At 66.8% G+C, this 13,146-nt stretch carries 9 protein-coding genes; 1 reads left to right on the top strand and 8 read right to left on the bottom strand.

Annotation, left to right across the window (positions count from 1 at the left end; translation table 11 throughout):
• Nucleotides 1-9: 9 nt before the first annotated feature.
• The 8 genes from kdpB to IPJ59_RS25835 all read right to left on the bottom strand — a co-directional run bounded on the left by kdpB (nt 10) and on the right by IPJ59_RS25835 (nt 12,882).
• Nucleotides 10-2,079 carry a potassium-transporting ATPase subunit KdpB gene (kdpB, locus tag IPJ59_RS25865; protein ID WP_366524685.1) on the bottom strand — a complete coding sequence of 690 codons (2,070 nt, stop codon included), beginning with the start codon at nt 2,077-2,079 and terminating at the stop codon, nt 10-12.
• A gap of 15 nt (nt 2,080-2,094) precedes the next feature.
• Complete coding sequence (gene kdpA, locus IPJ59_RS25860; RefSeq protein WP_293273738.1) at nt 2,095-3,795, bottom strand: potassium-transporting ATPase subunit KdpA; 1,701 nt, start codon at nt 3,793-3,795, stop codon at nt 2,095-2,097.
• A complete protein-coding gene (gene kdpF, locus IPJ59_RS38125) occupies nt 3,792-3,884 on the bottom strand; it encodes a K(+)-transporting ATPase subunit F (RefSeq protein WP_366524684.1) in 93 nt (30 codons plus the stop codon). The genes kdpA and kdpF overlap by 4 nt, the downstream gene beginning before the upstream one ends.
• A gap of 759 nt (nt 3,885-4,643) precedes the next feature.
• Complete coding sequence (locus IPJ59_RS25855; RefSeq protein WP_293273737.1) at nt 4,644-5,750, bottom strand: hypothetical protein; 1,107 nt, start codon at nt 5,748-5,750, stop codon at nt 4,644-4,646.
• Nucleotides 5,751-6,985: 1,235 nt separating this feature from the next.
• On the bottom strand, nt 6,986-9,022 hold the full coding sequence (locus IPJ59_RS25850) for a hypothetical protein (RefSeq protein ID WP_293273736.1): 2,037 nt from the start codon (nt 9,020-9,022) through the stop codon (nt 6,986-6,988).
• Entirely contained in the window at nt 9,019-10,560 is a 1,542-nt protein-coding gene (locus IPJ59_RS25845) for an AAA family ATPase (protein ID WP_293273735.1), read from the bottom strand. The genes IPJ59_RS25850 and IPJ59_RS25845 overlap by 4 nt, the downstream gene beginning before the upstream one ends.
• A 141-nt stretch (nt 10,561-10,701) precedes the next feature.
• On the bottom strand, nt 10,702-11,505 hold the full coding sequence (locus IPJ59_RS25840; protein WP_293273734.1) for a coiled-coil domain-containing protein: 804 nt from the start codon (nt 11,503-11,505) through the stop codon (nt 10,702-10,704).
• Between the two features lie 186 nt (nt 11,506-11,691).
• Nucleotides 11,692-12,882, bottom strand: coding sequence for a hypothetical protein (locus IPJ59_RS25835; RefSeq protein WP_293273733.1), 1,191 nt, complete (start codon nt 12,880-12,882; stop codon nt 11,692-11,694).
• On the opposite strand from IPJ59_RS25835, the gene IPJ59_RS25830 reads away from it, so the two are divergent.
• Nucleotides 12,881-13,146 (top strand): hypothetical protein (locus IPJ59_RS25830; RefSeq protein ID WP_293273732.1); only part of this gene is annotated, 266 nt, incomplete at its 3' end. The genes IPJ59_RS25835 and IPJ59_RS25830 overlap by 2 nt on opposite strands.

Genomic DNA, 13,146 nt, shown 5'->3' with positions numbered 1-13,146 from the left:
GATGTCCTTTCAGGCCAGGTGAGTCACGGTCAGCAGCAGGTCGATCAGCTTGATGCCGATGAAGGGCACCACCAGGCCGCCGACGCCGTAGACCAGCACGTTGCGGCGCAGCGTCACCGAGGCCGGCGCGGCGCGGTAGGCCACGCCCCGCAGCGCCAGCGGGATCAGGAATGCGATGATCAGGGCGTTGAAGATGACCGCCGACAGCACCGCGCTGGCGGGCGAGTGCAAGTGCATGATGTCGAGCTGCGCGAGCTCGGGGTAGATGCCGGCGAACGCGGCCGGGATGATGGCGAAGTACTTGGCGATGTCGTTGGCGACGCTGAAGGTGGTCAGCGCCCCGCGGGTCATCAGCATCTGCTTGCCGATCTGGACGATGTCCAGCAGCTTGGTCGGGTCGCTGTCGAGGTCGACCATGTTGCCGGCCTCCTTGGCCGCCTGCGTGCCCGTGTTCATCGCCACGGCGACATCGGCCTGGGCCAGCGCCGGCGCGTCGTTGGTGCCGTCGCCGGTCATCGCGACCAGGTGGCCCTTCTCCTGATACTCGCGGATCAGCCGCAGCTTGGCCTCCGGCGTGGCCTCGGCGAGGAAGTCGTCGACGCCGGCCTCGGCGGCGATCGCCGCCGCCGTCAGCGGATTGTCGCCGGTGATCATGATCGTCTTGATGCCGACCCCGCGAAACTCGGCGAAGCGCTCGCGGATGCCGCCCTTGACGATGTCCTTGAGGTGCACCACGCCGAGCGCGCGCTTGCCCTCGCAGACCACCAGCGGCGTGCCGCCGCCGCGCCCGACCTCGCGGGCGGCCGCGTCGACCTCGGCGGGCAAGCTGCCGCCACGCTCGCGCAGGTAGGCAGCGATCGTGTCGGTCGCGCCCTTGCGGATCTCTCGCCCGTCGATGTCGACGCCGCTCATGCGGGTCTGGGCGGAGAACGGGATGAAGCGAGCGTTGCCGCCGCGGACCTCCCGAGCGCGCAGGTCGTGCAGCTCCTTGGCGAGCACGACGATGCTGCGGCCCTCGGGCGTCTCGTCGACGAGCGAGGCCAGCTGCGCGGCCTCGGCGAGCTGCTTGGCGCTGACGCCCGGGGCCGGGATGAAGGCGGCCGCCTGACGGTTGCCGATCGTGATCGTGCCAGTCTTGTCGAGCAGGAGGACGTCGACGTCGCCCGCGGCCTCGACGGCGCGACCCGAGGTGGCAATCACATTGGCCTGGATCATTCGGTCCATGCCGGCGATGCCGATCGCCGACAACAGGCCGCCGATCGTCGTCGGGATCAGGCACACCAGCAATGCCACCAGCACGGTCAGCGTCACCGGGGCGCCGCGACCGGTCGCCTCGGAGACGAACTGCGAGAACGGCAGCAGCGTCGCCGTCGCCAGCAAGAACACCAGCGAGAGGGCAGCCAGCAGAATGTCGAGGGCGATCTCATTGGGCGTCTTCTTGCGCTTGGCGCCCTCGACCATCCCGATCATTCGATCGAGGAAGGTCTCGCCCGGGTTCGCGCTGATGCGCACGACAATCCAATCCGAGAGCACCTGGGTGCCGCCCGTGACCGAGCTGCGGTCTCCGCCGCTCTCGCGGATCACCGGAGCGCTCTCGCCAGTGACCGCGCTCTCGTCGACCGACGCGATACCCTCGATCACCTCGCCGTCGCCGGGGATCGCCTGGCCCGCCTCGACGAGCACCAGGTCGCCGCGGCGCAGCGACGACGCCGGCACCTTCTGGGTCGACGCGTCGCGCCGCGCCTCCGCGAGCTTGTTCGCGAACACGTCCTGCCTCGCCTTGCGCAAGCTGTCGGCCTGGGCCTTGCCGCGACCCTCGGCCATCGCCTCGGCGAAGTTGGCGAACAGCAGCGTGAGCCACAGCCACGTCGAGATCGCGACGATGAAGCCCACCGGCGCCTCGCCGCGGCCGAGCCCGGCCTGGACGGCCAGCGCGAGGGTGAAGGCCGCGCCGACCTCGACGACGAACATCACGGGATTACGCAGCATGCGCCGCGGGTCGAGCTTCTTGAGCGCGTCGACCAGCGCGACGCGGACGAGCGCGCGGTCGAACAAGGGACGAACAGTGGGAGTACGCATGGGAGCGCTCGCTTTTCAGGGACGGATGAGCTGGAGGTGCTCGGCGACGGGGCCGAGCGCGAGGGCGGGGACGAAGGTGAGGGCGCCGACCAGCACCACGGTGCCGATCAGGAGCGCGATGAACAGCGGCGTGTGGGTCGGCAAGGTGCCCGCCCCCGGCGGGATCTGCTTCTTCATCGCCAGCGAGCCGGCGAGCGCCAGCACCGGGACGATCACGCCGTAGCGAGCGAGCAGCATCGCCAGCCCGAGGGTGAGATTGTAAAATGGCGTGTTGACACCGAGCCCGCCGAATGCGCTGCCGTTGTTGTTGCCGGCGGAGGAATATGCGTAGAGCACCTCGCTGAAGCCGTGCGCGCCGGGATTGGCGATCGCCGCGACGCCAGCGTCCGCGCGGACGGCGATCGCGGTGCCGAGCAGCACGACGAACGGCGGCAGCAGGACCACCAGGGCGGCCATCTTCATCTCGAATGCCTCGATCTTCTTGCCGAGATACTCCGGGGTGCGCCCGACCATCAGGCCCGCGATGAACACGGCGATCACCGCGAAGACCAGCATTCCGTAGAGTCCAGAGCCGACGCCGCCGAAGATGACCTCGCCCAGCTGCATCAGCCACATCGGCACCAGGCCGCCCAGCGGCGTGAAGCTGTCGTGCATCGCGTTGACCGAGCCGTTCGACGCCGCGGTGGTCGCCGTGGCCCACAAGGCCGAGCTCACGGCGCCGAATCGCAGCTCCTTGCCCTCGAGGTTGCCGGGCGTGGCATCGACGCCGAGGGCGGTCAGGACTGGGTTGCCGGCCAGCTCGGCCCACACGCACACGGCCAGCAGGCCCACAAACACAGCCGTCATCGCCGCGAGCAAGGCCCAGCCCTGGCGAACGTCCTTGACCATTTTCCCGAAGGTATGGCAAAGCCCCGCCGGGATCAGCAGGATCGCCAGACACTCGATAAAGTTGCTGATCGGCGTCGGATTCTCGAAGGGGTGGGCCGAGTTGACCCCGAAGAAGCCGCCGCCATTGGTGCCGAGCTGCTTGATCGCCACCTGCGAGGCGGCCGGCCCGAGCGCGATCGTCTGGGTGCCGCCCTCGAGGGTGGTGACAGTCGCGGCGCCGTCGAAGGTCTGGACCACACCCAGCGCGACCAGCACCATGGCCAGCACCAGCGACAATGGCAGCAGGATGTACAGCGTCGATCGCGTTAGGTCGGCCCAAAAATTGCCGACGCCCGGGCTCTGTCGCCGCGTCAGGCCGCGGATCAGCGCCACGAGTACGGCGATACCGGTCGCCGCCGACACGAAATTCTGCACGGTCAATCCGAGCATCTGGACCGCGTAGCTGAGCGTCGTCTCCCCGCTGTAGGCCTGCCAGTTGGTGTTGGAGGCGAAGCTAATCGCCGTGTTGAGCGCGAGGTCCGGGGCGACCGCAGCGAGACCATCGGGGTTTAGCAGCAGCGCCTCCTGGGCCCGCTGCAGCGCGTACACCACGAGCAGGCCGGCGACGTTGAACACGAGCAGCGCCCCGGCGTAGGCGCTCCAGCGCATCTCAGCCTGCGGATCGACGCCCGCCGCGCGGTACATCAGCCGTTCCAGCGGCCCGAGAAGGGCGTGCAGCCACGTGCGCTCGCCCTCCAGGACGCGCGCCATGAAGCGGCCGAGCGGGACGCTCAGGCCGATCAACACCGCGAGGTACACAGCACACTGAACAATGGCGATCCCAGTCATTGGAACCTCTCCGGGTTCAACAGGGCCACAAGCAAGTAAGCGGCGAGGAGCACCGCGAGCACCGCAGCGATGGCTTCGAAGCTCAGCATGGCGGACCCCCCCACAACCGGTCGCACAGGCGCACGAAGCCCCAGGACAGGGCGAAGAAGCCCAGGATGATGAGCACGTTGATGAGGTCGTCCACGCCGATACTCCGTGATCGGAGGATAGGCGGGGACACCTCAAGGAAGCGTCAAGATGCGCGCGCCGGATCAAGAAAGCGTCAAGATCGCGCCGCCCGCTGCAGGATGCGCTCGAGCTCGGTCACCAGCTGCCAGCAGAAGATCGGCTGCTTGTAGACGCGCCACGCCTCGCCATCCGACTGGACCCACGGTCCTCGCACGCGGCCAGATCCAAGAGACCATCACTGTTGGAAACACGATGACGCGGATTTTCACAACCCCTTGTAAGCGCTCGCCTTTCGCCACAAGTCCGCGTCGTCATTTGTGAATTCGCCCAGGGGCTGAACTCCCGTGAGTGCCCAAAACTCTCGGGATTCAGCCCCACTCTTGGAGAGCTGGTGGAGACGCTTGGAGCCGCGCAGCGGCGGCCTGCGTCGCGTGTACCGGTACACGGTACACGACAGTTCTACGTTCTACGAGCTGTGTGAGGGACGAGGTGGCTGTGCACGCGCGGGGGTCCGCCGCGGGCGGGGCCGAGGGCGATGCGCTCGGCCGGCGGATGTGACGATGAGCTGGAGCACCGCGCAGGCGACAATCCCTAGCTCCAAGGTCCAAGGTCAGCGAGCCGTACATCGCCGAGCGTAAATGCGCAGCAGCAAACCATAGCGGGCGCCGAATCCGCACTGCCTACATCCATCCAGACAGGCTGCTACGAGAATTTTCCAGTTGATGCCGAATAATCATGGGGCTCACATTATAATGCTGTGCAACACGTGTCTCAGCCTCATAATGGCCGACTTCGTCTTGTCCAATCCGCCGCAACGTCGATTCGAACATCTCCCTGACTCCAACGCGGGGGGCAAGCAATTCAGCACCGAACGCTCGGGATGCTCGTTGATCCCAAGTTCTTCCCTCAGTCACCAGACGCGGACCATTACTCGACGCACGAGATGCCATATAGACCCCGCGAGCGCACAGAAAACGGGCTGCATCCAACTTGGGCTGATCTCGCATTGCAATGATCGGTCCAGGGTTGCGGGCCCACCCAACAACCGCGAGCACGCGGCTTTGAGGGATTAGGTTCGAAGTTTGGATTCTCAGTGCTCGCTGACAGGCAACCTCTGCCGCATCGTTAACGTCAGCAAGCTGATCCGACTGAGCGAGACCCAGTTTTCTGCGCACCCACTCTGCAAGAGAGTATCCCTCATCATACGGGGTCTGAGCATTAAATGCCGGCCCCATAATGTTAGCCGCGGGGCCCAGATGAAAACTCTCAATGATTTGATGCAGGGCCTGGTGATGTGCAGATTTTTCTCGTGCTGGCCCCGGGGTTTCCATCAGATCCATGGCAAAGGCACTATCGAGCTCTCCCGGAAGCGCGCGCTCAAACCAGCTGAGTAACCCCGCCGGCCAATTCTCCATATCAAACGGATCCAGGCCGAGCCGACCTGACGCTCGGCAGAATTCCTCTTCTTCAGCAGAAAGCCCTTGAACTGTCTGCCATTGAGCCCGCAGCGAACTCACACGTTCATCCTCGAACCCATCCAGGCGAGCGATGACATGATTGACAAATTCGGATAGCACATCACGAATCTCCTGCCGGTCCTCGGTCAGCTCAGCGTCTTCAATAAACTCTACAGGACAATGCGGATAAAGATCACTAGGGTCTTCTCGGTTTACAATGGCGATCTTCGCCTTCCCTTGGCTGAAAATGCACGTGAATGGGCACGCGTATCCCGAATTTGACGCGCGCAGACAGTGGCGCTGAAGCCATTCGGCGACATCTTCGCTCATTTTTGAACCCGGGGCCGGAATGGGACCATCGAACGGCCAAGGCTCGTAGAGTAGAGACCACCAATTAGCTACAATCCAATTCGCAATTGGATACTGGGGCACGTAAATTCCACGTCGTTCGCTTCGAGCATCACGATCATAGACACGCGTAAGAATGTGCCTCCCCGCCAACCACTCTAGCCGGGCCCACGTTCTACACTCGATCGGATCTCCCTCATCGGGGACGCGATTCCATTCAACTTCGAGGCGACTCATATCTGTTTCCTCGGTGCATTCGCCAGTCGCCCCATTTGATCTCTTGGAAAATGCTCCTCATGGTCGAGCGGAAACCCATGAAACATACCGCTAACCTTGTTGCTTAGCTTTGCCTCGAATAGGTGGCCGTTGATATAAGCCCATGCCCTTGTAGGAAAGGGTCCGCGGATGTCGGTGAAATCAACGACACCGGCCCTTAGCGCTTCGTGGAGCGCCTCTGCCAAGATCGGCCACGCCTCGTCTGGGATCTTCGGGCAGCGTTGGCCTTCAGAACGACCAACCTGTCCCCATCTGGGGTCAGCGTAGCTCTTGTGTTTCCCATCGGGCTGGTAATGCGCACGCAGTATGAGGTTCTCATCGTTCGCGTGCGGCCAACCCGTTACGGTTCCCCTCTTGAAATCCGATTCATTGCGTATGCGTTCCGGGGGGGCTGTGGGACGTTTAGCCACGGCCTATTTTACGCCCTTCGTCGCCTTTGGGCAACACCAGACGGACGCGTGGAACAATCACGCGGCTCCGTTGACTTCCTGGCGTCGGTCTCTCGCACGATCACGGCGATCTCGTCCGTGGTCGCGCGCAGGGCTTTGAGTCTCTGGCGACCCGAAACTCGCGCGTCGAGCGGCCTGATCGCCCGGGACTTCAGCGCTCACCAGGATAGGTCCGGCTCTGCTACGCAAAACGGACGCGTGATCTCGGCGATCACATCGGCGGCGGGCCCGGCAACAGGCGATGGGTCGGGGCTGGACCGAGGCAAAGCAGGAAGGACTGGTCGCCAAGGCGATCCCATCCTTCCTGTGTTGGTCGTGCCTGAGTCAGGTGGCGTCGCTCGAGTGACGGAGTGCGGCTGTCGGAGGCGCCTACGTCCTCACGCTCGCCCGCGCCCGCTCCGCCTCCGGGGACCAAATCCTCGCCGAGTGGAGCTGGCAGCTCGCCAAGAGCGAGGATGGTCCCGGGACGCGCCACGACGACCAACACGGTGGTCATTGGCACCGACCGCAATTCCTTTGCGCGCATTGCCCACAACCTGGACAACGAAATTGTCGAGGTGTTTGTCGGCAAGGCTGTGCCCACACATCGCGTCCGAGCACGCTGTCGGGCCATTCTGCTTCGGCAACGCTGCCGGCCGTCTGTTGGAGATCAAACCCGACGGCAGGCGTCAGTGCCCGGTAGCGGAAGCCACAGCCCCGGCACAGCCGCAGCCCCCACTCACTCTCGCATGCGGTGCAGTGGGCCCACCATGTTGCGTCGGAGCCGTCGGGCTCCTTGCCGGGTCGAGCCTCGACGTGGCCCTCTTCGCCGCAGACCGGGCAGGTCCCCAGATTGTCGAGGAGGCTGACGGCCTGGTCGACCCATGGGCGGAGTGTCTTGATTGCCGCGAGCGGCGCAGGGTTGACGGCCTGCCGCGTGGTCTTCGCTACGCGCGCCTGGGCCTCAAAGGCGACCTCCTGCGCGGCTGCCCATGTGGCTGCGGCGTCGCGCTCGTTCGGGGTGGGAGCTTGCATTGCCACGAGGTGGATGCCGTCGTAGCGGAGCCACCGCCAAGTCGCCGGGAGGGTAGGCAGGTCACGCGCTTTCTCGTGCGCGGGATAGCGGGGGACAGTGGTCCGATGGATCCAGCCGTTGAGCATCCGCGTGATGCGCTCCTCGCTGTCGATGCCCCAGGGGGAGCACCCGAGAAGCGCCGCTCGTTCGGCGAGGATCCAGCCGCTCGCCCGATCGGGATCCAACCGCTCAAGCGGAATCTGGACCGCCTCTGCCCCTACGTCCACACCCGCCCGCTCGACCGGGGAATGCACGTACACTGCGACGAGGGCGCCGAGCCGGTCCCAGCTCCGGAGTTGCGCGAGCAAACCAGGACCGTCCTCTTCCGCGAACGAGGCGCAGAGCGGCAGCAGGCGGAGCGTGGCCCCCTCGGCGGCGCGCAGGACGATCACGCCTTGATCGTCGCGTGTCAGGTCGACGGTCGAGTGGCCATCGCGCGAGAGCGTCCAGCCCGCTCGCGTGCAGGTGGCGCTCCACGAGAGGCTGGAGAAGGCGCGGATGACGAGGTGCAGCACGAAGCGGTCCCATGCACGCGCCTCGATCTGTCGCCGGGCCGCACGCTGCTCCTGGGTCTCCTGCCGCCTGTGGCCGAGCTTGACCCACGCCCGCCAGAGCGCCGCGACCTTGCGGTAGTGAGGGTCGTTGACGAGGATGTTCGTCGGTTGCAGCGAGAGGGCGACGCTCACTCGCCGGGGCACTTGCTGATATAGTGGTGCGTCGAGCAGGGCTTGCAGGTCGCGCCTCGCGTGCTCGAGCTGCTGCCGGGTCGCGCGCAGGTCGTCCTCGATCTTCGAGTCGAGCGCCCCGGCCCAGAGGGTCATGATCCGGCGCGCGCGCCAGAACGAGGTCTTGCCCTCGTCGACATTCTCCTTGTGGGCGCGGAGCGAACGCTCGACCTTGTGCAGTTCCGCCAGGCGTCGGGCGACGTAGGCGAGGAGATGATCGACGAGCCGGGCGGCGACGCGGTTCTCATAGAGGTTCCACTCGTCCTCGATGAGGCGGGCGAGCACGCGGGACGGCTGAATGCTGCGAAGTGTTCGGTGCTCCCAGTCGCCGGGGTGCGACACAAGGTCGGCGACCGCACGGACGGGGGTCCGGCGAGCGCGTGAGACCGGTACGCGCTCCTCGTCGACGCGGAGGTGGAGACGGGGTCTGTGACAGACGTGCTGTAGGTGCGGGAGATGGCGCAGCAGCTCGCGGTCGAGCGGCTGGAGGCGGGCGCGCTCGGCGAGCCCCTGGACGACGGCGGGCGCGCCGGCAAGGTCGTCCCACGCTGCGTCGTCGCCGAATGTGATCGCCAGGCTGGTCGCCGCCTCGGTCTCGAGTTCGTCGGGCCAGCGCCCCAGCACGGCGTCGCCAGCGAGAGCAGGCCATTCGTCGCCGAAACGCCGGTCGTCGGCCGTCCATGCGTCACAGACGGCTGGCCGGGGGAGCGTCGACGAGGCGCCGCCGAGACGATCGAGAAAGCGTGTCACTCGTTGGTTTCGACTTTCTTGGCGGCGATTTCCCGCCCGAGGAGGTCGATGCAACGCTCGGGCAGCGTGTCGTCGAGCCCGTTCCAGTCGTCCGTGAGCTGCGCCTGGAGCTGCTCCAGGGCGTCGACGCGGATGTCATGGCGGTCCTTCAGCTTACGCAGGATCTTGGTGACGAGCAGGTGATCGATCGCCTCACCGATGGTGCCGCCGGCGTCGACGACGACCGGCAAGTAGGCGGCGAGCTGTTGCTCAAGCCGGTTGCCCCAGCCGATCCGGAACTTCTGCTCGATCGTGCGGGCGAAGGAGGCGCGCTGCAGCCAGGTCCACGCCTTATTCACCGCGTCGGCTTGCCGACCGCGCGCCCCCTGGAAGACCTCCATCAGCGCCCCGTAGGAGATCGGGGCGCGGGGGCCCCTGTCGTTGATGTCGAAGCGAGCCGCTCCGGTATTGCGCGGCATCTCCATCACGTGGGCACGGTCGTAGGTCTTGTCCGCGAATTCGGCGGTGCTCTCGTCGTGGTTGGCGGTGCCGATGAACCAGACGTTCGGCGGGATCGGCAGATGGCGCCCATCGACCAGGAGGCGCGGCGCGTCCGCGACGGGATCGCTGACGAGGGTGAGCCGCCGGTCCTCCATGGGCTGCTCCAGCGCGGAAAGGAAGTCGGCGAAGAACTGCTCCGGGCGCGAGAGGTTGATCTCATCGAGGACGATCAAGAACAGCCGATCACGAAAGGCAGGGGTGCCGGCACGGTAGAGCGCCTGCAGGAAGTTGGTCGCGTAATAGTGGCGGTGGAAGGCGTTGTAGTAGCCGACGAGATCCTGGCGGTCGCGCCAGCCGGCCTGCACCTCCACGACCTCGCGGCCGCCGTCGACGGCGCTGGCGAAGGCTAGCGGGAGGCTGGTCTTGCCAGTGCCCGAGATCCCCTGCAGGAGCATCAGGCGGGTCATGGCGAGGCCGCCGAGGAACGCGCGGACGTCTCGCGCGGCGTAGTAGAGCGTCCGCCCGTCGATGCCGGTGGCGATCCGGTGCCGAAGGTCGTCGGCGAATTCGCGGAGGGTCGGCGTGGCCGGACGGAGCGGGGTGACGGTCCGTTTCTCGCTCTGGAGCGCCTCAGTGGTGTCGAGGCTAGTGAGGGCCGTCATCGGGTTTCGATGGTCCTCCTGCCGGGTCAGCTCCTGGACGCGGGCGCGGAGCTCGTCCAGCGCGCCGTCCAGAAGCTGCTTGTGGACCTCGAGGGCCTCCTTCTCCTTCCGCAGCGATTCGAGCTCGATCGCGGCGAGCCTGCGGGTGGCGAGCTCTCCCGCGGCCTTCGCCAGATCGCCACGAAGGATCGCCTGCTCCTCCAGCCAGGCCGAGCGCTCGCGCAGGAGCGCGGCGAGGCGCTCGCCGTCGCGAGCGTCCGGACGCTCGCGGAGCTGGCGGGCGAGCTCGTCGCGCTCCTGCTCGAGGTGCTTGATGTCGGCGAGGATGTGTTCGGGGGTCTTGTCGCCGAAGCGCCGATCCAGCTCGCGGCGCGTCGATCTCGACCGCGTAGGCATCGCGCTGGACGCGGGCGTCGGCGAGCTGCCGCTCGATCGATGCGGCCTCGTGGCGCAGGGTTTCGGTGCGTTCGGCGACCAGGCGCTCGAGCTTCTTCGCTAGCGCGGCTCGATCCTCGGCGAGGATATCCTGCTCGGATTTCAGGTCGAGCTCGATGCCCCCGGAGGGCCCGCTGCTTCTCGGCGAGGGCCCTCGCCTGTGCTTTCGAGGGCCGCTGCTTCGTCATCGAAGGCAGCGCGGCGGGCGCTCAGGTGCTTTTGCAGCTCTGCCTCAGCCCGGGCGCGTCTGTCTTGCAGCTCGGCGCCGAGACTGGTCAGCCTGGTATCCCGCGTGCCGGCAAGTTCAGCGCCGAGGGCGACGCGGGCGTCGGCGGCTGCCTGGATCCGTCGGGCGTCGTCTAGTGCCCACTTCGCGGCGCGCTCGTCGGCGGCCCTTCGTGCGGCCTCCTCGGCGGTGGCACGTCTGGATGCGAGCTCCTCCGCGAGGCCGTCGCGTTCGTCGCGGAGGCGGGCAGCGTCGGCCTCGACCGTGGCGAGGATCCGGAGCTTCTCGGCGAGGAAGCCGTGCTCGGCGTTGAGCTCGCGCTCGGTCAGGATGGCGGACGTCTCGAGGAGGAGGGCCTCGCGTGTGTCGAGCTTGGAGGATCGTCGATCGGCCGCATGTTCGCGGGCGTCGCAGGCCTCGATGCGGCGCAGGATCTCGGCGTCGGCGCTGTCGAGCTCGGTCTTGCGGGCAGCGAGCTGCTCGTCGGCAGTGCGACTGGCCTGCCGGAGCGCTTCGTCCTGCGCCCGCTTCTCGCTGACGACGCGGTCCTCCTCGGCCCCTGGCGGCTGCCTCGCGTTGCTTGGCCCTCTCGAAATGGGTCCGTGCGTCCCGGAGCAGGGGTTCGACGCGGCGCAGACACTCCGCGAGGGTCGGGCCGGGCGGCTCAGGAGGGCATTCAACGACGGGCCCGGGCTCGGTGGTCAGCGCTGCGACCAGGGTCTCGGCCTGATCGAGGCGCGCGAGCTGCTCGGTCGTCGGTTCGATCGTTGGGGTCGCCGCGGCCGTCGGGGTGGATGGGGGCCGCGGGGTGGGGTTCGGTCGGTTCTTGCCGTTCTTCTTGCTCATGCAGGTATATCTCGGTCGATTCAGCGGGTGAGGAGGAGGGTCTCGACAAGGAGCAATACGGTCTCGCGGTGGCGCTCGACCGTCCTGGACGGGGGATCGTCGTTATCGTGGGCGACGCGGTCGCGGGCCTGTGCGAGCCGGTCGAGGCGCTCGAGCAGGTCCGGGTGCCGGCATGCGGCGCGGTGTAAGGGGTGTGTCCGGTCCCGGCCGGCGCCGAGCAGCGCCAGGATGACGAGCGGGCGCAGGCTGCCGTGGCCACTGTCCTCGGCGTGCTGGACTTTGCCACGGCGGACCGACGCGAGGGTCGGCGGCAGGGGCGTGGTAAACCCGAGCTCGCTGGCGATCGTGTCGAGGAGCTGCTGATTGAGCGCCTTGTCGGACTCGGCGAGCTCGCTGAAGAGCGGCGGAGCCACGTCGCGCCAGGGATCGTGGGCGATGCGCAAGGTTCGCTCGGCGGCTCGCTGGGCCTTCACCAGCACGTCGTCCAGCTTGTCGCCCGGAGCACCGTCCAGCGATGCCTCGAGCCACGCGCGTTGCATGGCGACCAGGCGCTCGTGGACGGATTCGTGCTGGCGAATCGCCATCGTCAGTCGCTCATCGATGTCGAATGTGGCCTGCGCATGGAGCTGGGTCAGCGACGGTGAGCCAGAATCGTCGCCGATGATCCGAGAGATCCTTCGGCGCAGCTCCTGGTGCCGGTCGAGGATGGCATCGATCTGTGCCCGCATTTCCATCGACTCGCCGTGTCCGAGGGGGTCGTCGACCATCCAGTCGCCGGACTCGTGCCGGCGCACGCATACGGCGAGCCAGAACGATTGAGGGCGCAAGTCCACGAACGAGACTCGTTGCAGCCGCGGGATGTCCCGCGCGTCGTCTTCGAGCGCGCGCTGCCGACGTGTCCGCCGGGCGACGCGAAGCACGTCGCGGGCGTCCGGCTGGACGATCCGCTGGGTGCCTGGGATGACGCTGTACGTCCGATCTTTCCATGGATCGCCTGCGCTGCCGCCGAGGAGCACAGGCCAGCCTTCCTCGTCTGGCTCGACATCCGCGATCGGAAGGTCCCCGGTGATGAAGCGTGGCCACAGTTTGCCCGTGATGGGATCGGAGAGGACGTGACCGAAGGTCGCGTCCTCCGGAGGATCGAACTCGATATCGTCGAGCGTCTGTAGCCCGCGGTGAGTGGGGCGAGCGGAGTAATCGAGTAACCCCATGCCGCGCAGTTCCTGGACGACGAGACCGGTGAGGTCTGGCCATCATCAGACGCTCGGCGACGTCGACAACGCGGACCACACCGGCGCGCGCGAGCGCCAAGACGGCGCGCTGGAAGAAGTTGAGGACCTGCTCGCGCGGCACCGGCGCGACTACCCGCCAGACCAATACGGGCCAGAGGAGCCACACGGCGCCCGGCACCTTGCCACGCCGGGAAGCGAAGGACCGGGGTGGCCTTATCGAACGACGCCATGGTGTCCTCCGCA

The organism is Nannocystis sp. (assembly GCF_016714285.1).
In the GTDB taxonomy this organism is placed as follows: Bacteria; Myxococcota_A; Polyangia; order Nannocystales; family Nannocystaceae; genus Nannocystis.
Note: the sequence above shows the minus strand (reverse complement) of the source record. Positions and strands in the feature narration are given on the sequence as shown.